This window comes from Paenibacillus solani (genome assembly GCF_050475945.1).
GTDB classification, from domain to species: domain Bacteria; phylum Bacillota; class Bacilli; order Paenibacillales; family Paenibacillaceae; genus Paenibacillus_AQ; species Paenibacillus_AQ solani_A.
In genome coordinates, this window is record NZ_JBCMXJ010000017.1 from 370,412 (window position 1) to 394,081 (window position 23,670).

19 protein-coding genes and 2 pseudogenes are annotated in these 23,670 nt (G+C 40.9%); 2 read left to right on the forward strand and 19 right to left on the reverse strand.

What is annotated here, in order from left to right:
- The first annotated feature begins 173 nt into the window (after positions 1-173).
- Positions 174-2,927, forward strand: coding sequence for an alpha-mannosidase (locus ABEQ74_RS23480; RefSeq protein WP_430124592.1), 2,754 nt, complete (start codon positions 174-176; stop codon positions 2,925-2,927).
- A gap of 27 nt (positions 2,928-2,954) precedes the next feature.
- Positions 2,955-4,235 (forward strand): glycoside hydrolase family 125 protein, encoded by a 1,281-nt coding sequence (locus ABEQ74_RS23485; protein WP_430124593.1) that lies wholly within the window; start codon positions 2,955-2,957, stop codon positions 4,233-4,235.
- A gap of 162 nt (positions 4,236-4,397) precedes the next feature.
- On the opposite strand, the gene ABEQ74_RS23490 is transcribed toward ABEQ74_RS23485, so the two are convergent.
- From ABEQ74_RS23490 to ABEQ74_RS23580, 19 genes and pseudogenes are all read right to left on the reverse strand, one after another.
- On the reverse strand, positions 4,398-6,014 hold the full coding sequence (locus ABEQ74_RS23490; RefSeq protein ID WP_430124594.1) for an extracellular solute-binding protein: 1,617 nt from the start codon (positions 6,012-6,014) through the stop codon (positions 4,398-4,400).
- Positions 6,015-6,357: 343 nt separating this feature from the next.
- Positions 6,358-8,250, reverse strand: coding sequence for a serine hydrolase domain-containing protein (locus tag ABEQ74_RS23495; RefSeq protein ID WP_430124596.1), 1,893 nt, complete (start codon positions 8,248-8,250; stop codon positions 6,358-6,360).
- Between the two features lie 81 nt (positions 8,251-8,331).
- The gene (locus ABEQ74_RS23500) at positions 8,332-9,279 is read right to left on the reverse strand and encodes a sensor histidine kinase (protein WP_430124598.1); all 948 of its coding nucleotides are present in this window, start codon (positions 9,277-9,279) and stop codon (positions 8,332-8,334) included.
- A 112-nt stretch (positions 9,280-9,391) separates the two neighbouring features.
- Positions 9,392-10,090: a response regulator transcription factor gene (locus ABEQ74_RS23505; protein ID WP_430124599.1), complete on the reverse strand. Its 699-nt coding sequence runs from the start codon at positions 10,088-10,090 to the stop codon at positions 9,392-9,394.
- A 161-nt stretch (positions 10,091-10,251) separates the two neighbouring features.
- Positions 10,252-10,944 carry a hypothetical protein gene (locus ABEQ74_RS23510; RefSeq protein ID WP_430124601.1) on the reverse strand — a complete coding sequence of 231 codons (693 nt, stop codon included), beginning with the start codon at positions 10,942-10,944 and terminating at the stop codon, positions 10,252-10,254.
- A 1,149-nt stretch (positions 10,945-12,093) separates the two neighbouring features.
- Entirely contained in the window at positions 12,094-12,564 is a 471-nt protein-coding gene (locus tag ABEQ74_RS23515) for an SMI1/KNR4 family protein (RefSeq protein WP_430124602.1), read from the reverse strand.
- Between the two features lie 482 nt (positions 12,565-13,046).
- Positions 13,047-13,535 carry an SMI1/KNR4 family protein gene (locus ABEQ74_RS23520; protein WP_430124604.1) on the reverse strand — a complete coding sequence of 163 codons (489 nt, stop codon included), beginning with the start codon at positions 13,533-13,535 and terminating at the stop codon, positions 13,047-13,049.
- 136 nt (positions 13,536-13,671) lie between these two features.
- Complete coding sequence (locus ABEQ74_RS23525) at positions 13,672-14,016, reverse strand: Imm3 family immunity protein (RefSeq protein ID WP_430124605.1); 345 nt, start codon at positions 14,014-14,016, stop codon at positions 13,672-13,674.
- A 242-nt stretch (positions 14,017-14,258) separates the two neighbouring features.
- Positions 14,259-14,903: a hypothetical protein gene (locus ABEQ74_RS23530; RefSeq protein ID WP_430124606.1), complete on the reverse strand. Its 645-nt coding sequence runs from the start codon at positions 14,901-14,903 to the stop codon at positions 14,259-14,261.
- Between the two features lie 250 nt (positions 14,904-15,153).
- Positions 15,154-15,621, reverse strand: a complete 468-nt coding sequence (locus tag ABEQ74_RS23535; protein ID WP_430124607.1) for a DUF6985 domain-containing protein — start codon at positions 15,619-15,621, stop codon at positions 15,154-15,156.
- A gap of 401 nt (positions 15,622-16,022) precedes the next feature.
- A complete protein-coding gene (locus tag ABEQ74_RS23540; protein ID WP_430124608.1) occupies positions 16,023-16,949 on the reverse strand; it encodes a WG repeat-containing protein in 927 nt (308 codons plus the stop codon).
- Between the two features lie 244 nt (positions 16,950-17,193).
- Positions 17,194-17,595 carry a hypothetical protein gene (locus tag ABEQ74_RS23545; protein WP_430124609.1) on the reverse strand — a complete coding sequence of 134 codons (402 nt, stop codon included), beginning with the start codon at positions 17,593-17,595 and terminating at the stop codon, positions 17,194-17,196.
- A gap of 104 nt (positions 17,596-17,699) precedes the next feature.
- Positions 17,700-18,287 (reverse strand): hypothetical protein, encoded by a 588-nt coding sequence (locus ABEQ74_RS23550; RefSeq protein ID WP_430124610.1) that lies wholly within the window; start codon positions 18,285-18,287, stop codon positions 17,700-17,702.
- A gap of 770 nt (positions 18,288-19,057) precedes the next feature.
- The gene (locus tag ABEQ74_RS23555; RefSeq protein ID WP_430124611.1) at positions 19,058-19,570 is read right to left on the reverse strand and encodes a hypothetical protein; all 513 of its coding nucleotides are present in this window, start codon (positions 19,568-19,570) and stop codon (positions 19,058-19,060) included.
- Positions 19,571-19,731: 161 nt separating this feature from the next.
- On the reverse strand, positions 19,732-20,019 hold the full coding sequence (locus tag ABEQ74_RS23560) for an SMI1/KNR4 family protein (protein ID WP_430124612.1): 288 nt from the start codon (positions 20,017-20,019) through the stop codon (positions 19,732-19,734).
- Between the two features lie 11 nt (positions 20,020-20,030).
- A complete protein-coding gene (locus tag ABEQ74_RS23565) occupies positions 20,031-20,204 on the reverse strand; it encodes a hypothetical protein (RefSeq protein ID WP_430124613.1) in 174 nt (57 codons plus the stop codon).
- A 13-nt stretch (positions 20,205-20,217) separates the two neighbouring features.
- Positions 20,218-20,325: pseudogene (locus ABEQ74_RS23570) on the reverse strand (HNH endonuclease); the annotation flags it as partial.
- 455 nt (positions 20,326-20,780) lie between these two features.
- Entirely contained in the window at positions 20,781-21,182 is a 402-nt protein-coding gene (locus tag ABEQ74_RS23575; RefSeq protein WP_430124614.1) for a hypothetical protein, read from the reverse strand.
- A pseudogene (locus tag ABEQ74_RS23580) lies at positions 21,182-23,670 on the reverse strand (hypothetical protein); the annotation flags it as partial. The gene ABEQ74_RS23575 and the pseudogene ABEQ74_RS23580, both read right to left, overlap by 1 nt.

A 23,670-nucleotide genomic window follows, 5' to 3' on the forward strand; every position in this document is an offset into this window, starting at 1 on the left:
CTTGTTATAAAAGGGCTTACATAATTATGAGATGCAATTTCAGGCTGATCTCCTGAATGGATGATGTGTAGTTTTTATCCCCCTGTTCCGGCGTGCAAATGATACATATTGAGATTTCGATCAAGATGTGTGAACCTTCATACGAATGTCTTTGATCATAGGAGGTTTTTTATATGACCCGTACAACGGCTCACCTGATCTCCCATACGCATTGGGATCGGGAATGGTACATGCCCTACGAGCACCATCACTATCTGCTGGTAGAATTAATGAATAACCTGCTTGAAACCCTAGAACAAGATGAACGCTACCGGTACTTTCACCTGGATGGACAAACGATTATTATTGAAGACTATTTGCAAGTGCATCCTGAAAAAAGAGAGCAGCTTGAAAAGTACATCACCGAAGGACGCATTATCATCGGCCCTTGGTATGTACTTCAAGACGAATTTCTGACCAGTTCGGAAGCCAATGTCCGCAATCTGCTTATTGGACATCAGGACGCTGCTAAATATGGCGTGATCTCAAAACTGGGATATTTTCCGGATTCCTTCGGTAACATGGGCCAGGCACCTCAGCTGCTGCAGCAAGCTGACATCGATACCGCTGTGTTTGGACGCGGGGTAAAACCTACTGGGTTTGACAATGTGGTCATCGATCCGATCAGCTCCAGTTATGAGTCTCCTTATTCCGAGATGTTCTGGACTTCCCCCGATGGGTCCAAAGTGGTCGGGGTGCTGTTCGCTAACTGGTACAGTAACGGAAACGAGGTGCCTGTAGACCCCGAAGAGGCTAAAATCTTCTGGGACAAGCGTTTGGCCGATGCCGGGAAATACGCCTCAACTTCAGAATTGCTGTTTATGAATGGCTGCGACCATCAACCTGTTCAACAAGATCTAGGGGATGCCATAGACACAGCTAAGGCATTGTACCCTGAGGTTGATTTCGTTCATTCAAGCTTCGATAACTATATGGCAGCCTTGAAGCAGCAGCTTCCTGCCGATTTGGTGACCGTGGAAGGCGAGCTGCGCAGCCAGCATACGGACGGCTGGGGGACACTCGTTAATACGGCTTCGGCACGCATCTATCTGAAGCAGCTCAATCAGGTTGGCCAAACCTTGCTGGAAAAGGGAGCAGAGCCGCTAGCTGCTCTTGCTCATCTTGTCAGCGGCAAGGACTATCCGCATCAATTGCTAACCTATGCTTGGAAGACACTGATGCAGAACCACCCTCACGACAGCATTTGCGGCTGCAGTGTAGATGAAGTCCATCGTGAAATGATTGGTCGCTTCGATAAGAGCAGACATATTACAGAAGCGATTATTGAGGAGAGCCTGCAGGCCGTGGCGGGACAGATCGACACTTCCGGTGTGGAAGCCTGGGGAGAAGATTCCCTGCCTGTGACCATCTTCAACATGACCGGGTGGGATCGCAGTGGTACGGTGAGCGTAGAACTAATTGCCGCCAAATCCTACTTCAAGGAAGGTCCTAATCCTGTGGCGATCGCCGAACGTCTTGCAGAGCTCCCGCTTCATTTGGAAGAAGGTTCTCTAGTCGATGACAGCGGCCGCATCGTTGCTGCCAAGGCCGAGGATTTAGGCGTTCAGTTCGGATATGAGCTGCCTAAAGATCAGTTCCGCAGACCTTACATGGCCCGTAAAATACGCCTGACCTTTGAAGCAGGACAAGTTCCGGCATTAGGCTTCAAAACCTTCGCCTGGGTGCCGTCATCATCCAAGTCAGCCCAAGCTCCCCATAGCTCCCTTGTCGCTCTGGACCATGGCATGGCCAATGAGTTTATATCCGTACACATTCATGAGGACGGTTCCTATGATGTGACGGACAAACGCAGCCAGCAAACATTTAAGGGACTAGGTCGATATGAGGATTGCGGAGATATCGGTAATGAATATGTATTCAGGCAACCAGATGGCGATATTGCGCTTACCACTAAGGGGGTTCCTGCACGAATTACGCTTATCGAAAATGAGCCCTACCGAATTCGTTATGAAATTGTACATGAGTGGGAAATACCTGCCGCGGCCGATGCGTTATTTGAAGAGGAAAAGCGCAAAATGGTACCTTTCCGTAAGCGTCAGGCTGCTCGTTCGAAAGAAACACTGCCGTTTAGAATCGTCACCACACTTACCCTGGAGCAGTCAGGTAAAGGGGTTCAGGTATCGGCCTCATTTAACAATCAGGCCAAAGACCACAGGTTGCGTGTCCTGTTTCCTACAGGATTGGAAGCAAAGACACATCATGCGGATTCGGTGTTCGAGGCAGCGGAGCGCGATATTATTCCGGCACCTGAGTGGATTAATCCAAGCAATGCTCAGCATCAGCATGCTTTTGTCAGTGTATCTGACGGCAAGTCGGGTTTTACCGTTGCCAATAAGGGGCTTAACGAGTATGAAGTGCTGCGCGACGGGCTTAATACGATAGCGGTTACGTTACTGCGCAGTGTAGCTGAGCTAGGAGACTGGGGAGTGTTCCCTACACCGGAAGCACAATGTCTCGGTGATCACACAGTCGAGTTTGCCATCTATCCGCATACAGGAAACGTAATTGAATCCATGACCTTTGCCGAGGCTTATCAGTATCAGTCTCCATGGTTCCACACCCAAACAGAACCTAAGCAAGGAACCCTGCCTTCTACGTACCAACTGGCAAAATGGAATGGTCATTCACTGGCTCTGTCGGCATTTAAACTCTCTCTGGACCATGAAGATGTGATCATTCGGTGGTACAATCTGGCACATCAATCCGAGGAACTCACACTGGAGCCTTCCTTCCCGGTGGAGAATGTCTATTCCAGCGATATATTAGAACGCAGACACGGCCTTAACCAGCTTGCTGAAGGTAAACTGCAAGCCTCCGCCGGCAAAGCACAGATCATCACGTATGCACTGCAACCATTAAATAAATGAATTGAATCATGAGGAGGATCACTTGATATGAATCTACCAGCTTCCATTTCAGAATTTCTGAATGCGTCCGATGAGCGACTCGCTCATCGTCCCAAACTCCAAAAGTTGTTCAGAAACTGTTTCCCTAACACACTCGAGACGACAACCAAACTGCTTGACGATGGCACGACTTTTGTATTCACTGGGGATATCCCGGCGATGTGGCTGCGCGATTCCGTCGAACAAGTACGGCATTACATTCCCTATGCCAAGGAAGATAAAGATTTGCAGCGTATCCTTGCCGGCCTAATCGCCCGTCAGATGTTCTACATCAATATCGACCCATATACGAATGCTTTTAACGAAACGGCGAACGATAAGCATTACAGAGCCACGGACGATTGCAATCTGAATCCTTGGATGTGGGAACGCAAATACGAAATAGATTCTCTTTGCTTCCCGGTCCAGCTTCTCTATTCCTACTGGAAAGAGACGGGACAACGTGATGTCTTCACAGATTCTTGCTACCAAGCGTTAACTTCCATTGTTAATGTACTTATTACGGAGCAGCATCATGAACAGAAATCGCCTTATCACTTTATCCGTCAAACGGTACAAGAAACCGAGACTTTGCAGAACAACGGGCGTGGTCTGCCTGTCAATTACACGGGGATGTCTTGGTCTGCCTTCCGTCCAAGCGATGACGCTAATCTATTCGGTTACAATATCCCTGGCAATATGTTTGCGGTTGTGATTCTCGGACATATCATCGAAATTGCCAAGGAAATCTACAATGATACTAGATTGGCTGATCGTGCGGAGAAGCTTCGCAAAGAAATTGATTTCGGCATCCGTACCTATGGTATTGTTGACCACCCGAAATACGGCAAAATATATGCCTATGAAACGGATGGATACGGCAATTACTGCCTCATGGATGATGCAGGCACCCCAGGGCTGCTCACGATCCCATACATCGGCTATGCCGGAGTAGATGACCCCATCTATCAAAATACACGCCGGTTTGCTCTTAGCTTTGATAACCCGTTCTACTTCGAAGGCAAGTTTGCCAAAGGTATCGGTAGTCCGCATACACCAGGAGGTTATGTGTGGCATATGGCACTATCTATGCAGGCGCTCACTTCCAATAATGATGAAGAGATCAAGGAACTGATTCAAACCTTGATCGACACGGATGCAGATACGGGTTATATGCATGAAGGCTTCCATCCTGACGACCCTTCGGACTTCTCACGGGAATGGTTCGCTTGGTCTAACAGTCTCTTTGCTACACTGATTTGTAAAGCTATGGATAAAGGGCTCGTATAGTCGAGCAGTTACTCATAAAATCACAAACATGCTAACGACAGCAAGCCTCCGATGTATGGAGGCTTGCTGTTTGGCATTGTCAGATCCTTATTAGAGTACGCAAAAGAAGGGGCGTCCTCTAACCATTTACACGGCTTCGGACACCCCTTCTGTTCTAACAGATTAGCTGTTTTTCCAACGATCATATGCCGTTTGATATACTTCGGCCAAACGTTCTCCGCCCATTTTCTTAACGGTATCTACATATTTGTCCCAATTATCCAACGATTCCTGGCCTGTAACAAACTTGGCTTCCATTTGTGAAACATAAGTACTCAAATCCGAGCGTAATGTCGTCACTTCTGTGGATTCCTCAGCAGTCAGGAACAGAGCCGGGAAAGGAACCTTCGCTCCACGATCAAGCAGCTTGGTTTGTGACTCCTTAGCAACCCATTCGTCAAACTCATTTTTTGAGGGCTCATCAGGCACTACCATTGGTGTTGCTACTCCATAGTTAGGGGTTAGCTTCGAACGATATTCTTCTCTGTCTCCTCCATCTGGAACAGGCAGATACTCAATTTTTGTTTTGCTATCATCGGTATACTTCCACAGTGTTCCTTCAGGTCCTTTATTAAACAACATGGACCCTTCATCAGTATACATATAATCAACCCAGCGGATCGATGCTTCTGGTGACGGATTACTGTTGGAGATTGCAAACGCGCCCGTAGCAAAACCTTTATTTCTAGCGATAGACGGGGCATCAACCATATCACTCTTCACAGGACTAAACATTACATCCTCCGTGCTAGGTTCTCCTCCCAGAGCCATATAGGCATTCCACTCAGAGAACAACAGCACTTGATTGTTTTTAATTTTCGCTTTCTTCTGATCGTCTGTTTGTGAGAAGGATTCATGATCCAGAAGGTTCTCATCCCATAGTCTGTTCATGTAGGCTAGATAAGCCTTGTAGGGCTCTTCCATTGGTGTATAGTGTACTTTTTCCTGATCATCAACATAGATTTCCTCTTCATTTGCCCCAAAAGCTCCAAGGATCCAAGTACGAATATCTCTTAACTTATTTGTACCGTTAGAAGAGGAAAGAGGAATTTCATCCTTAATACCGTTACCGTTAGGATCCTCGTCTCTGACACGTTTTAATAGCGTATACAATTCTTCTGTCGTTTGAGGAATTTCCTTCACATCAAGTGCTTTCAGCAGCTTGCTGTTATACCACATTGGATTTCTGTACCACGGTTGGAACAACTCAATCCGAGGCAGAGAATAAATATGTCCATCTGGCGCGGTAATGGATTTACGAATATCCGGATGATCCTCTAGTACTTTTTTGATGTTAGGTGCATACTCATTAATCAAATCTTCAAGAGGAAGCAGGATACCTTGTCCTCCATAGTTCAATTCTTCAGATTGAGTCAATTTAGCCCCGAAGAAAATATCAGGATAATCCCCACTTGCAAATACTAGGTTCTTCTTGGTGTCAAAGCTATCTCGCGGTGCATTTAAGTATTCGATCTTAATCCCTGTTAGCTTCTCCATCTCCTGCATAACAGGCATGTCCTTCCAATTTTGAATCCCCATATCGGGAGCCATGATAGAAAGAGTTAAAGGTTCATTAACAATGGGATATCCCTCTTTATTGATGGCAGCTGTATTCGTATTCTTCTCTGCTCCCCCGTTATCCTTGTTAGCAGCTGAACCGCAACCACTGAGCAACGTAAGCGTCATTATTGCAGCTAATAATATCGCTATGCCCTTCTTTTGTTTTGTACGCACACCCATTTCCTCCTCTTGATGTTTCTCTATTATTGTAGGTTGATTTTATAATATACGAAGAGAATGGTACCTTCGAATATTACTTTTCCAACCGCGCTATTTGCTAGCGCTTACAACAAAATTGTAGACAACATGAGGGCATAGCGTAAATATGTAAGTTTTGCATTGTCACAACAACGGCAGTAACCCTTTACCCATAAGGGCTCCGCCCGTTATCATACGCCTATGAAGCGTACATCTATTCTCAACAATATGTAATTTATGAAATCGCTTAATCCTGCAAAAAATACACATTTACATGACAATGGAGCAGTTGCTAACAAGGACTTATCCAAGGACAACTCTTCATCTAATATAAATCCAAAAATGCCGCATACACTAAAGCTCCGCAGCCCGATAACATGGATAGAGTATAATAGATACATCCAAGCCATGATATTTGCCTATGATGTATCATTTTAAGCAAATAAATAGATAGTCTAATTAGAGCTATGAGAATCAGAATACTTATAACCATCACTGCAACCAGTACATTCCCTCTAAATGAATCACTTGTGGTAAGCATAACGAGAATGATGCATATCCCCAATACCAGCGTCAGGACACTTAACATATTAGAGGATTGCCTGGCTCGGCGGGCAGCAGCATCTAAGTTGCCTTTACGTTTTCTTCTGAAAAATTGAACAATCCCCACCAGGAACGCGATAACCGCCATACCAAAAACAAATGGCCTGATGATCCCCTCCATAAAAGCCTCAATAGAATCAAGTTTCTCCAACGTTTGCATCGGTACCTTTTGATTGATAATAAGGTAATGCTTTCCCTCCAGATCTTGCTTGAGATATAAACGTCGTCCATTGTCCGCATTGATATATAGATGATCGCCGGCATGGCGATATTCTCCTGATACGCTGGAATCAAAAGCACGCACCTTCATAGTCCCATCATCGGTCGCCTTTATTTTTACTTTTAAAAATAATCCCCTGCTCTTTAAAGGTCCCTCTTTTAGTCGTTGTGCAAACACATAAGATCCATTATATGAATGTATATCTTCAACCTGAGAAGGATTCTCTAACCCGATGCTCGAAGTATCCTGATCCAAACCCACACCATAATGTCCATAAATGACATTCTCGATTCCATCCCGCAGTTTGCCATCATCCAGCGTATTGTAGGATATAAAATAACCTAGGTTAGCTTCAGGATACAGAGACAATTGACTGGTGAATGTATCAACGTCCCCATCGTGTGTAGGGATTTTGGGATTTTTGAAGTTTTCATAGTAACCGTATCCATACCCAGGCATCGTTTCCTGGACAGTGAACTGTCTTTTCCTAATATCCAGCGCTGTTTCTCTATTGAGAATTTGTTTATTTTTATAAGTACCATTCTGTAGTTGTGATTGTAGGAAATTTCCCATATCCGATGCCGTTGATGCAATGGAACCAGCCGGATGAACTAAAATGTTACCATAAGGTTCAACGACATAATTACCATTCTCGTATGAATACCCTTTTGACACGCGACTTTCTCCGGGTGATATGGAGTAGATGGTGTTGTCCATCTCCAGCGGCTGAAAAAGATGCTCTTTCACGTATTGATCAAACGGTTCCCCGCTTGCTTGTTCTACTAAATGCCCCACCAGGGCGTAACCAAAATTGCTATACTGTATAACCTCACCAGGAGGGCGAACAACTGCCGGCATATGCTGTTTCAACGTTTGTGATAGAGGTACAGGTTCCTCTGTTAACACCTCGCTGTATACGCCATCCAACCTTTCGCTCAAACCACTTGTATGTGTCAACAGATGGGACAATGTGAGTGGAGTGGTATAGGGATTGTTGACTTTAAAATCGGAAAGGTAGGCATTAACATCCTGATCCAACCTTAGACTTTCTTGTTCTACCTGCTGCAAAGCCGCAATCGCAGTCAATACTTTACTTACCGATCCGATTCGAAACATGGTGACATTCGGGTCGACTAACTTCTGATTTTCTATATCTGCATAGCCGTACCCTTGCTTCATCACAATTTGACCATCCTTTACGATGACAAGGGTGGCACCAGCAATATGTTGATCAGCCATTGTTTGTTCCATATACGCATCCACTTTACTGTGCAGCTCTTGATTTTCTTCATTCTCTGCATAGGCAGCAATAGGTAAGCAGGATATGCTTGTGATGGAAACCATAACGATCATAACTAACGCCAGGAAGCGTCTGAAACCGCGATTTGAAATCACTTTAACCTCACCTCAACATGAATTTCTGTTCAGTATAGGCTAAAGGGATTAAGACAAATAAACGGAATCCTTACAACTTTATTAAGATCCTAAAGGAAGACGTACCATGAACCTCGTTGATTCTGAATGACTCTCAACAGTGATGTCCCCTCCGTGCATAATGGCAATGCTCCTACAGATCGCGAGACCCATGCCTTTTCCACCTGTATTTGCACTTCTGGATTTCTCTTCCCTGTAAAACCGTTCGAAAATATGAGGCAGAACGTCTGCCGGTATTTCTCTTCCATAATTCACGACTGTTAACACCATCTCATCGTCGTTTTTTGCCAAATGCAGTTCGAGCCCTTTTTCATCCTGACCATATGTTATTGCGTTACTGATCATATTCTGCAGCATTCGGACAACTAAGCCCACGTCCACGGAGATAAACAGAGGCTCACGGGGAGCCTCGATATGAAAACTCATATTTGCGGCCTCAAGCTGCGGTACAAAGTCAATCATCACCTGCTGCACCAGCTCTTTCATTTCTACCTTTTCTAATTGGAGCACATATTCCCGTGAGTTAATCGTACTGTAATCTAATAAATCATAGATCAGACTTTTCAGTTCCAGGCATTTTCTCTCGGCAATCCGCACATATTTCTCACGCTCCGTAACCGAATCATTCAAGTTCCCCTTCATCAGCTCAATATATCCGAGAAGAGAAGTTACCGGGGTTCTTAGATCATGAGAGATATTCGCTATCATTTCCGTTTTGAGATTATCAGCAGCCAGTTCCTTCTCTCTTAGCTCCTTAAGACTGGCCACCATCGCATTCATCTGCCTACCCAGGTTACCGATCTCATCATTTATAGATGTATGTATCTCAATGTCCCAATTTCCTTGTCCTACTTCATTAACACAGGTGTTCAAATGCTCAATTCTTCTAATCGTTTTATGAGAAAATAAATAGTAGAAAATAGATGTAAACAGGATGAACACGAGGACATAATAAAAAGAATACTGTTCTTCCAGACGGGATACATCCACTCCCCTTAGACTCTGTGACAACAATGACTGCAATAGAGTAATACTAATGAGAGCTAACCCAATACTAGATATAAAAATCACGAAAAATTTTAACCGTATCCCCATTCCCCAGCTACTCCTCAATTTTATAACCCACTCCCCATATATTCTTAATAATTTTGGATTCTCGTAGATGATCGTCGATTTTCTCGCGAAGCCGAGCAATGTGAACCATAACACTGTTGTTACCTGAAAAATAGCGCTCCTTCCATACCTTTTCATAAATTTCTTCCATCGTGAATACTCTGTTCCGGTTTTGAGCCAGCAGCAATAAAATGTCATACTCCGTCTTCGTCAACTTCACAGACTTACCATAAAGGGAAACACTCCGTGCAGCAGGGTCTATCGTTAGTTCTTGAATAGTGAGTTTATGATCCGTTACAGGTTGGGTTCTGTTATTTAGATAGGTATATCTGCGCAGCTGCGCTTTAATTCGGGCAACTAATTCAATCGAGCTAAACGGCTTGCTTATGTAATCATCTGCACCTGCCCCCAGACCGAATACTTTATCCATATCGCTAGTCCGTGCACTTAACATAATGATGGGGATCGGCTTACTCTCCCTAATTCTCCGGCAAAGCTCAATCCCATCGATCTCTGGCATCATCACGTCCAGAACAATCAACTGTATATCTTCACTTTCCAGGTATGTTAAAGCATCCTGCGCATTAAAAGCTTGGATGGCTCGGTATTGCTCCTTAGCCAGTAATACACTTATAAATTCAACAATATCCTGATCGTCATCTACAATCAGAATAGTCTCCTGTTTCATCACATCTCCTCCTGACAATAATAGAGACAGCTCTACCCCTCTCAAGGTATCACTGTCCCTATTCATTAATCAATTTAAAAATCGTGTCGAACCATATGTTTATGAATAACTACGCACCCGTTGCCTCTGATCTTTACATCATCGGTGGGTTCAATTGATACTTATGTACTTAATGTATTGCTACGGTGAATGACGAGTTGCTTAGAGGGAACGAGCCATTTCCTAACTACCATTATGAGCATGATCAAGTTAATCACTCCGACAATGACAAACACTGTCTTATACCCGAACTGAAGCAGAATTTCCACCACGAAATAGAGCACAGCCGGAATCCGGAAAGAGTACTCCGTTGCCGTTTCCAAGTAATATACAAAATAAGCAAGCGCGAATCCAAATACAAGGGTTTGAAGCAAATAAAGTAATGGCTGCCTTACGGACTCAAATCTACTGTTATCCTTCTCTTCCTGAGTGAACTCGTGCCCTGCCAGTTCATGAAAATCGGTTAGAAAGCGTTGCTTCTCTGTCTCTTCTTTAAACACCATTCGCGAACTCTCCACTAGTCCTGTTACTGCCTTTCGGTAAGCCAGCACTACCGATGTGTCTCCCTTCAATGTCGTGGAGATGCTTGAAATATCACCAATTTTCGACACGAAGAGTTTACGGATCGACAGTCCTTGTGTATGGTCTACAAATTCCTTCTCCTCCATGCCATCGAACAGCTTATTCATTATAGATTGTGCCTTCTCCGCCGTTACTCCTCCAAGCAGGATATTTTCGTAGTGCACCAGAACACGTCCATTCTCCAAGTGGTATACTTGCAGATCCGCTTCTGCGTTTGTTTCATGATTATCCATGTTTCATACCTATTCCTTTCCATATTTTTGATTTTCCCAGCACAACATCCTATATTATTACATTAATTCCACTCCATATTTATAACGGATATTATCACCATTTTATTTACCCCATATATACTATTAATCTATTTAGTGGGAATTTGATGGAATAGAAATGTTAATATATGTAACAAAATGTTATAATATACTAGATAATGATGTATTTAATCAGAATAGAAAGGAGGTTATTTTAGTTGTTACCATTCGTTGCAAACAAAATTGAAGGAAAGATCAATCAATGCATAGCTGCCGCTTGCATTTCATTCGCATTTACTATGATCTTCCACATAATTAACATTTACATCTCTGGTTTCACCGTAGACACCTTGTTGAATTACATTGACCCGCTAGTTCTGGTTATATTAGCTTTTGGTGTTGCCAAAAAGAAGAGTCGAGTATGCGCTATTTTGATGTTCAGCTTATTTATCATTTCAAAAATGATCCAGGTTGTATGGTCCCCAAACCAATTAAACGCCGGCTCTATCATTTTCAGCTTTTATTTGATCTTCGCCTTTTGGCAAGGGATCTCAGGTACTTTTGAATATCATAAAATGATGAAATCAAAGAACACTACGAATTCGAATTCGGTTAGCACAATTACATAATCGTTGAAGTAGAATAACTACATATATCAATACATAATTTTCTGAGTTTCCAATATCAGCAGCATGCAGTCATCCTCTTATGGAAGGTGCGAAAGTGCTGAACGTAGGAATGCATCCCCCACAGTGGAAAGCACTGTGGGGGATGTTTCTTTTGACAGTTGTTCACTGTTACATGATTCATAGGTTCAACAGAAAAAAACAGGTTGATGATGTTCTGCCTGACCATGATCAACCTACTGTTAAAATTAAAGTTTTATGCGCGTACAACCGAAATGGAGAAATCTTCATACGGGGATTACATAGGTTAGATGTGCTATTGGTTGATGTTGGGTTCATTCGGCACTGGGTGGGGTATTTTTGAATAGCTGCCACTTGGCATGTTTGTATTGTTTAGCTTATTACGGCGGAAATAAAGAAACCACCACACGGCGGTTAGCTCGTATTGTGGCGTGATACCTAAAGATCTAACTTCTAAACACTGTTTTATTGACTTGATAAATAGCTATCGAAGCAGGCTTATAAACTCTTCAAAACTATCTGCAACATGATAGCATACTGGATCAAAGTCACCGGAATTTGAATGATCCCAGACACAAACTGTCGGATTTTCTCTCGGTTCTCGAAAGTCTAAACAAAGAAAATCACCAGCAAATAAAACTGCAATCGGTAATAAAGCCACTCCAATTAGATCACCATCATCCGTAAGTCTTTCGTCTAATTGCGTCCAAGTTACATCTATATCGAACATCCCTAATTCTGCTTCTTCTGGATCTTCAAGAATGCAAAGAAATCTAGTTAGCTTGTAAGAGCGGTTATTACAATTAAAGACTAATTCTTCTGGTATACCTCCATTATTTAATTCGATAAACCTTTTATAATCATCAGGCAACTTAACTCTCCAAACTATTTCATTATCAGAGATTAATCTTCGAGGTGGCAATGGCATAATAATCGAGCTGGGCTTTATTTTCATCTTATTCTCCTCCTATTACTGCACTATCAGGGGCATCTGCCCATAGTCAAGCAATTCTTCCTCCATTATGTAGAGTTAAGACATGGATTCCAAAGGATAGCTACTCCATAACAATCTCTCCACCTCACGAAATCCTTCCAGAATAAAATCAAAACTCCATTATAGTACTCCCTACATGATCTGTGAATTTCAACTACACCATGCATGTTATCTAAAGCATAATTGTCTCATAAAAAACAGAAAAACACTTATTGCCTACTAGGCAATCAAGCGCATTATGATTTTATAATATATTTTATTACTATGAGCCTGTTTAATTTCGTAATTTTTCGGCTTATACCTTGTAACAAGAACTCATTAGATAAAATGCCATATTGCCAAATTATCAACTTATGTTTCTTTCGCAAAATATTGTTATACAACACCCTGTGGGAGGACCACCTTAATGTGCTTTTGATTTTAATGTTTATTTTCTTAAATTCTTAGTCATGTAGCTTATCAAGAAATTCCGTAAATGTCGCTGCAACGTAAGATATCTTTTCTCTTGCACGTTCTTCAGTCTGTTCTTCCGATAAACCTTCTTCTTGCATTAGCGTTTCTTTTTCCGCTGCATTTTCATGTTCCCAAAAAACTACAATTGGATTATCCTCATGCTCCTTATAATCAAAACATAATAAGTTTCCAGAAGGGTCAAAGGCAAAAGGAATTATCCATTTTGGAAGTGTATCCCTATATTCATTAAAGACTTCTATTATATGCTCATCATCTTCTTGATCATATGTTAGTAGTGTTCCAAATACCTTTTCTGTTCCTTCAACTTGAAATAATTCAGGGCTAACATGTGCACCATTATAATTCATAGCAACTTCTATATAATCTAATGGAAATTTCACTCCTAATTTTTCTCCAACATTCTCTACTTCTATCTTAGTTACTGGTTCATCCCATGATCTCCATTCTACATTACTCACCTGATACCATCTCCCTATAATTTATTGCTACCTAAGTAAATTCAAATTATACATCTTAAATTTCCCTTATCTTTAAAGTTGGAATAAGGTTTGAAAGTTTTTCAAGTATATTGACAGCCCTTTCTGTATTTCACATTTATTTTTGTATAGAGTCTTTCACCTTCTCTAAATGCGCACTTCTATAACTTATTTCAGTATCATTAAGCCCTTCTTGTTTCCAAAGTGTTATTAATCTCTTATCACAAATAATTTTTAATGCTTCTTCTCTTATTTCTTCCCTTAAACAGTTATGTCGTACACCTATCTCTGCTAACAATACATTAAACATCCATTTAAATGCCTCATAGTCATCGGTTTGCATTTCATACTCATCTATCAGTCTGGAAATTGCTTGTTTGGGATGCAGACCAGCTGAAACAAACTTATGATAATCTTTTGGAACATATTCCATTAGTTCCTCATAAGTCATCGGTTCTAACACTTAAATCCCTCCATTTTTTTATCTTTTTAATTCTTTAACGAAGTATACATAAACCTCGATATCGAGGAATTTTTCGTTCAATTATTGGGCTACAACTTGTCAAGGTTCACGATCATTGTCTAAGTCGATTCTCCCTTTTTGTTGTTAAGGTTTTAACCCTTTTAACTGGTCTGTAATATCCTCTAAAATCTTAAACTCTGTATCCCACTTTCTAAGAACACGAACCATCCCCATCTTTAGAATTAGAATTCACTTATGTTATAGGGTTCAGTTGATACAAACTTATCAAACCACCCATTTAATGGTATATATTTAACGTTTTGTATCTCTAATTCCTGTGGTCTAATAACAAAAAAGCCCCCTCTTTCTAAGATTCTGATTAATGGTTCATATACATTTAAATACTCAGTATATTTTGGTTTTTTATCAACATATATTGATAATTGTATATAAAACACAAATAGTTTTTCTATATATTGGTGGTTAGCAACAAACTCCAAAACCCTTGAATTACAATACATCGAAATAAGTAATTCATTTTCAGTATCACCAAGTAATTTTGCTATATTAGAAAACATAGGTGGTTGTGGTCTCAGACACTCATTTTTATAAAATAATGCTAACCTTCTTAAAAATTCACAAGCCAAATCTGCATCTTCATTTGATACAATAGTACCGACTTCTTCCCATTTAATATCATTAATTCTCGATACTGCATTATCTAGATAGATCTTTCTCTCACCTCTAAATTTAATAGTCAATTTTGTTGTTAATATTTTTTCATACTCTATGTACTTATCATAATCTGGGAAATCACGAGTTGATTGTTTATCAGTTAAATTTGCCTTATCATGTGCATTTTTTTCATATCTGTTTCCAAATGCCATATGTTATATGGCCTTACGCAAAAAAAAACTCATTCCTACTCATAACTCAAGTGGTAACATAATTTCCCCTCTACTAGCTGTACATGTTTTCCCCTCTCATTTAGCTCCTATGTTTATTTTTCTACACACATAAAAAAGCTCGATCCTAGTCATATAACAAGTTGGAAAGAACTTTTTGAATTATTTGTTGTACTATCTTATAGTTACATTATAAATCCAATTATGAGTTAAACTACTCTGACCCTGACTATCAAATGGCAACATCTTGGTATCCTACATCAACTACTTTTTCATCTAATAAACGAAGTCCTAAACCATTTTCTAAATCCCATGTACAATTAAAGATGATTCCGATATCACGTTCTTCGTTAATATCTCCATAAGGGACAACAATACCATCTAAAGTAATCATCTGCATAAGTTGTTCAGTTGTATCAATAAAAGGATAATTTGCATCAAAAGTGATGTCATAACCTAGTTCATGACGCTTTTGCTGATAATAGTTTAGAATTGATTGCAGTAAACTTATCTGCATTTGCTCCCAGTTTTCCATTAACATTTGATATGCAAAATACTGTTCTTTATCAAATATCCCTTCATCATCCCCTTTGACCATAAGTGATATCGGCGTTTCAACTCCAAAATAATTAACAGTAGTATCCTTAGACCAAATGCGATCATAATCAAGTTCCCCAAACACTCCATCATTAATTTTCATAATAAAATCTCCTCTCTATCTCTCCGCAAATCTTCTAGGTTCAAACTCACCTGCGTTTACTTCACCAACGTCTCCAAGCTATGCTTCTTGCTTGAGCTTAGTTTTATCTCTGAGCATTGTAAAAGTGTTCGATTAGTAGATTTAGGGGCATAATTCAACACTTGCCCCACAATAATCTCTCTCGTATCACTATGTACTGAATAACCTTGCATCTCCGACTATCATTCATCATCATTTTCTTTATGTAGTCGCTTAAATAACTCAGCAAATGAATAACATATTGATATTCAGAGGCTATAAACACTTCAACTATATTAGCCTCTTCATGTGAAAAACATATGTTATTGGCCTTTCCGATTCGATCTATTCTACTCCATATTCTAACTCCTAGTTAATCTTTGTTAAAAACCTTTGGGCTTATAAATCCATTCTCCCTGTGGATTGATATAGCCCCATTCTCCATCAAAATTAATGCGTCCGAGTCCATAGTAAAATTCATGGGCAACCAAAAAAGCATTTTTCCATATAAATTTCCCTTTTCTATCAATATATCCATATCGTTCTTTACTTTCTACAGGGGCAAGGCCCTCTTTGAAGGCCCACACGGATTGAAATTTAGTCTTAATCACTTCTTCCCCCGATGTGTTCAAATATCCCCATTTGCCTCCGGTTTTTGTCCGAAATCCTGCTAGTCCTTCGCTAAAGTCTTTTAATTGATAGTATTTTGGAGGAATGACAAATTCGCCCAATTTATTGATAAAACCGTAGTTTTCTCCATCCAAGGAAACGGAGGCAAGTCCACCAGAGAAAGAGGATACATCCAAAAATATTGATTTTATAACAACGTCACCATGTTCATCTATGAAACCACATTTTCCACTATTCTCGAAAAAGGCTAACCCTTCAGAAAAAGTTCCTAATGAATCATAGATTGGTTTAATGATCTCCTTGGCATTTCGATCAAACAACCCCCACTTCCCGCTAACCTCGGCGGAATAGCTACTAGACGAATTGATTGCGTAAATACTATCAAACCTTGGTGCTGCGGCAAACTGTCCGTTTTTGTTTATACAGCCATACTTTCCATTAAGAGATATAATCGCAAGCCCATGTGAGAAATCCCCCAGATATTCTGCAGAACACAACTCAATGACCATTTCATTATGAATATTGATATATCCTCGTTTATTATCAAAAGTTTTTACACAAGCAAGTCCTTCACTAAAATTACTAGTCCTTTTATACATTGGTGGAATAACCCATTGACCTTGTTTATTTATAAATCCATACTTTTCTTCTTCTTTCATTTCATATAGATGGTGATCCATTCAGTCATCTCCTTGCTAATGGAATGGCGCATTACCATTGTATCCGTCGTTTTGCCACCTACTTGTATTCATAAAAGTTTGACCTCCGAAATCACGGTATCATGAATTTCTCGTCAGTTTCGGAGAAGCTGCAGGGGCTCTCTGGTGCGTTTATAACTTGTTAACAGAAGAATAAGAACCCTGTGAGGAATTAACCGGCTGCACGATACTACATTGAGTTAAAAATGAGACATTAGACGAATGACTATGCTAAACCTATTCTTTTGAGAAATTGATACCATTCTTCTGATTGAACATTAGGTACAAGTTCCTCGTATTTTCTACCAAAAACGTAGTTAAGCAGAAATAAATTGAAATCTCCTAAAGTTTGCCCTACCCTAGCTGGATGCCCTTGAAAGAAGCAGTATACTTGACCAGAACTCTTTTCAATTACCAAAGGCTCATATAGTACTTGTCCAACTTCAAACCATTTTTCTGTCCCCCCAAAGAATTCAGTTACACGAAACTGATGTGAAGGTAACTCTTCAAATGACCACAGATCAACTGCTCCAAATCTTGCACCATCGGATTCAGTTAAGAATTCAAAGTACTGTTTAAGATAATCCTTGTCGAGCTTAATGTCTGTGATACCTTCATTCAATGCCAATAAATTGAACCATTTAGTTTGGTCACCGAAATAGGCCTTTCAATGGTATGTAAATTCCTTTTGATGACTAACAATTGTTTCAATTCGATCCTTTTTCACCGCACCTAAAAAGTCATCAATAATCCGGTTCTCATATCAGCTGCTTCATTATATAGTTTTATTAATTCATCATAAGCTTCAACGATCTCTGAAAAAGTATGTTCATACAAAACCTCGGAAAGAGGCATTCCGTTTTCTATAATTGTACCTCTCAAATCTTTTAAATCTTTTAATACTACAGGAATATCATTTATCTGAATGATTCCCAATCCCATCCCTCCGGGATCAAGACTAAATTTTTCTGATTCTATGGGGTGGCCGAGAATATAATATTCAGGATCCATTTTTGTTGGTAACATCTTTAAAGTCTCTAATAGCGCATCCCATAAATAAGAAAGACCTCTGTCATCTTCTGGAGAATAGAAGCATGTCATTGCAAAATCCGCGAGTTCCTGCACACCCCCAAGCTCGAGTTCATTCTCCCAGTTGTTTTCCAACAACTCCCCAGTATATACCGAACGGACCTTCCCAATATTTTCCACTATATATTCGTGTAAAGGTTTTGGTTCGTTTTCTTCACCAGAAGTAACTATAATTTTTCGAAGCTCCTGATCAAACCCTTGTGTATCAAAAAGGAAAGCCTTATGCTCCATAACCCTACTCCTTTCTAATTCTTTGTATCGTCGTAATATTATCAAGGTTTCATTTAGTTTCATTTAGCCCTTAACAAACCATAAGTCACATTAATTCTGGCTCTTTGAGTTTCGTGGTTAAGTGCTTCTAAAAACCTTGGGAGTAACTCTCTGGGATTTAGCCGAATTTGCTTGGTTTCGTTATCCCCAACCCGCCTGATTGGCGGTGCGTGGTGCGCGGTGTCGGTATGTTATACAGGCATTACATGGATTATATATATTGTTATTGGTTGAATAATGGTTCATTCGGCACTGAGTGGGATATTTTTGAATAGCCGCCACTTAAATAACTATATTTTTAAGCATGAAGCGGCGGATAAAAAAGAAACCACAACACGCAGTTAACTCGCATTGTCCGTTGTATTGTATGTTAATGGATTGGCCACCTACGTTGTATGCGTAGAAGTTTAACCTCCGAAATTACGGTATCCATTAATTTCTCGTCAGCTGAGGGGAGAAGCTGCGCGGCCCTATGATACGTCTATCTCTTGTTAACTGAAGTATATAGATTCTAAAGTGCCTAATTATCAAATGCACAGTTGTACACATTAGGTCTCGAACAAGATCTTAAAGAAATCACTCCTAGCCCTAAGCCTTTTTTCAAATCAGTCACCGAAGAAGGGGTGCTGAGTGAACTAGACCGCTTCAAGGAAGTTGGGGCCAAGATAGAAACACCAAATCCCCTTCCCTACTACATCGGTATTACACATCAGTAACAAGACAGCCTACGGTTAGAAGTTTATTATTCTCCAATCGGTCTCACATTTTTTTTCGTATGTCATAAAACCTTCAGACGAAAACCTTTTTTCAAGTATTTTACTAGCCTCATATTTACTACAATTCTTTTCTAGATAAATCTCATCATGTAAAAACAATATAAATATAGAACTAGATGTATTGTTATTCGCTAAATAGAAACCAAATAATTCGTTGTATTGAGTGCTAAAAAACAAACATAAATACTCTACTTTGAGTTTAATATTTTCTTTGCATTCAATTAATCCTCCTTCATAACTAGCAAATAAATTAAAATCATCCAAATCGTAAACCCTATTCACTGAGATTAACGGATTCATGCCTCTTATATACAAGCCTATAACATCTTTATTATCCTCCTCTAGGTAAAGAACATGGTCTAATCTCTCGTTATCATCCTCAGCATGTAAATAAATAATATTCGAAATTTCTTTTTGTTCGAAATAATAATCGAACTTTTTTGTAATAGATAATATGTAATTATTCATTCCCATCCTCACTCTCTAATCAAATCTAATTCCGATTTCAACTTGCTTGACAAGCGATCTCCAAGTTTAAAAGTGGGATGGTTTTGTTAGTTGTATTGTAGTTGTAGGAACTATAAATGCATGAATACCAACCAATAACAAGCTATAGTATACCTTATTGTTTAATCAGTTAGCATTTTCAAAAAGTCTTTAAAACTTTTCGCAACACAATAACTAACTGGATGAAATTCACCAGAATTTGCATGATCCCAAACACAAACACTAGGAGAGCTTCTAGATTCACGAAAATCTAAGCATAGAAGGTCACCAGCAAACAGAGCAGCTACCGGCAACAACGCAACTCCTATTAAGTCCTCATCATCGATCAATCTCTCACCAACTTGGGATTTGGTGGCATCAATATCAAATATTCCGAATACATTTTCGGTTGGATCTTCAAGAATGCACAAAAATCTAGTAATTAAGTAATTATGACCATCACAGCTAAAAGAACGTCTTTCCGGATGCCTCCATTGTTTATTTTAATAAATTCTCTATAGTCTGAAGGCAACGCTACCCTCCAGAAACCTTCCTCTTTTGATAACAACTGATCCGTAGGTAATGGATAAATAATAGACTCTGCTCTCATCTTCACAAGTGTTCCTCCCTTATCTCAGTCCATCCGTCCATGTTCCGGTTGATCTACCACCATTATGAGTAGTAATATTGAGAACACCGAAGGGAGCTAATTGCATTTCCCCTGGTCCTTCTGTGTAATGCCATGTGTAGGCTCAGCTGTGGACTGTTTCCATTAGTCTTTTTTTCTGCTCCTCCAAAGAATTCAGTTACACGAGACTGATGTGAGGATAACTCTTCAAATGACCATAGATCAACTGCTCCAAATCTTGCACCATCGGATTCATTTAAGAATTCAAAATTAGTTCATCAACCAAAGCGATCCATGGCAGCCCTTCTGAAGACTTATTTATACCTCTTTCTCTTAATTGTTCCGCATGAATCACATAATACTTACTTGGTGAATCTATAGATGCCTGTTTTGTAGAATTTCTGCACAAAAAAAGCTCATTCCTTCTCCATGGTTCAAGTTGGAAAGAGCTTTTGAAAGTAAATCAACTGTCTGAATTATTTAGTGTTTGGTTTGTTGATTGAACTGGCTGTACATGGTCTACACAAACTGTTGAAAGAGCCAAAAATATGATGGAAAGTATGACTAATTCTTGTTTTTCTTTTTTAGATACTCATAAACCAATTTGAAATTACCGTTTTCAAGAACATATCTTCTCGACGAAACCTTTGCATCAATTTCATCCATGTACAATAGATAAATATACGAAAGGTTTTCACAAAGAAGGTCCAACATTTTTTCAGGTTCGTTTATCCGATTTAATTCAAGTAGTAAGGGGTATTCTTTAAAATCCTCTTCCTGCCAGTCATCGTCGATATAGTTATAAATCAGCCTAATACTCTCCGTTTCAGATAATTGGGCAACATTATATTCTCCCCAATAGCTACTTTCATGCTCTTCAAAGCGTATGTTTAAGAGATTTTGTAAATCTTTAGTCACATACTTCATATCATCAATACTTATACCAAACTTTAAGTACTTATTCATCATGGTGTCACCATTAAACTTGGTCGTTTCAGTGCTTGTTCTACACTCTCATAAAGCATAAAACTTACAGGGCGACCAGCTTCCTTTGATTTCTTCTCTACAATTTCCAACAGTCCAAGAATTTCGAGCTGCTTCTCATCCAGTGGTCCAATTCTATTAGGGTCAGTTTTCATTTTAAACCCACCACCTCTTCCAATCTCTAATGCTTCCAAGAATAAATCATCATTAACCAAAGCAATATCAAAATCGCTTACTCTACCTTGGTCAAATGGCAACCCTTTTTTGTGACTCACCCCAGTCACGGAACTACCTTGGAATAAGATTTGTGTTCCTTCTGGAAGCTCTTGTTTCAAAGAATTTACTAGATCATTATATTGCTTAACACTTGAAAAACCAAATGGAAGTGGGTTACCATTTTCATCATAAATACGATTTGGAGGTTTACCTGATCCCCCAGAGCCACTCCGTGTCTCAGGCGAACGATCTCCTCCATTCCCTCCGCCCCCACCACCACTTCGACGATAATCTTCCATGTCGAATCTGTAAGGCGTTGTGTTGCCTGCACCATTAAATGCTAATCTGTTCTGAATATTCTTAAACGGATTCGGAATGTTATTGGCGAGTTCTTTCATGCTCCTTCTGATGTTGTCCTGAAGGTTTAAGTTTTTAAACCAATCCACACCGTGTTGCGTTGCCTTTTGTGCTCCAACCTTCAGAAATCCTGCTACAGGGGCTAAGGCTGCAAAACCACCGGCAAACAATGAACCATACAATCCTGCAGTAACTGCATCTACAAAGTTGGGGGATCGTCCATTTATCAATTCGGTCAGGGTATAATCGGTATAGCTACTCATAAATCCGATTCCTACATTAGTGGCTAGTTGTCTTACCACCTGACCGGTTGTTGCAGGGACTAATGAAGTCGCCACTGATCCCCCAAACGGGCCAAATATCGCTCCTCCTATCGCACCTACGATAATTCCCGTGGCGGCACTCTCTATATATTCCCAGGCACTACTCATTTCTCCGCGCGCGATGTCGTTGGCTACCATAGTCCCGACTGTCGCCGCTGCTCCGGTTACAGCTCCTATCAACGCTGCACCAGCTACTGCACCAGCTACTGTCCCTGCTCCTAGGGTTGCTACGGACACAGCTACGACAACGGCTACAACTGCTACGGCAACGAGAAGTTTCCCCCAGCTAAACTTCTTCTTCTTCTTTCCTTCCTGCTCCTCTTCCTTCGGTTCCTCTACCTTCGGCCCTTCCCATGTCGCTGGCTCGTCATTATACTTCGGATAACTTGTCCGGTCCCGGCCGTCGGCATGGACCAGGTCGCCCAGGACGTGGTACTCGCTTTCGATCGTAAACCCGCTTAGTTTGCTGAGCCTCTTGGCTACAACCATATTCGGCGTCCGGATGATAATTCGCTTGGGGGTGTAGAGGGAGATATCATCGACCGCATGAAGCGTCAGCTTCCGATGGCTGGTCAGGATGATGCCTTGTTCATCGTCGATGCTGATCTTTAACGGCTCCTGACTCCCGCTCGTGATGTTAATCGCGGTCGGCGTAATCTCCAGCTCGCTGCCGTGCTCGGTGCCAAAGTAGCGATTGTTCGGGTTCCCTGTCTTGCCGCAGCTTCCACCGTTTGTCCGCACACAGCCAGTGACTTTTGCCTTGCCCCCGGCATCATTAGGAAAATACAGGGTCGCATTCGTCCCGATCTGCGGCATGCAGTACATGACATTGCCGGTGGGCGGGGTAAATGGGAACCAATAGGCCGTTGATTTTGGCTGTTCCTTATCCATTGTTAAATGAAGCTTGACCAGCGACTCTTTGACATCTAATACTTTACCATCGACAGAAATACCGACTAATTTCTTGTTATGTATCTGGTTCTGTCTTATGCCGTTTCTGCGCCCGAGACGGTATGTGTAGATGAACTGCCCCTTGTCCATGGCAGCCCGGACTCCGCTAACCACCATCTGCTTCTTTCGGAACTGCGCTTCGTTTCCGATCCGATAACGATGTCCGCTATGAATCTCATATTGGAAAAAGTCCTGTTCCTGCAGCCCCTGCTGCGTCGCGTTCGCCCGTTGATATTGCAGGGTATTGTTGCTGACCGTATACGGAATATCTATCGGTAATTCGATCGATTCCAGCTTCGGCACCCCGATATGTATTCTTGGCTTTGCTTCCAATATATCACTAATGACAACCGTTTGGGAATGACTTGCGATTCGCTTCAAGAATTCCCAGTCTGTCTCATCATACTGCACGATCGGCTCACCGATTGGCTTGCCGCCCCCTTCCAATACGATCGCATCTGCACCTGAATACGGGGCAAGCACTGCCTTGATCAAAGCTTCATAGGTCATCTTCTCATTTTGGAATGAACGCCGCTTCTTCTGCACATCCAGCACCGATGTTCCCGACAGCGCTTCAAACTCCAGAGTGTATACTCCGGCTCGATGAACCGTCCGTGCTGCGG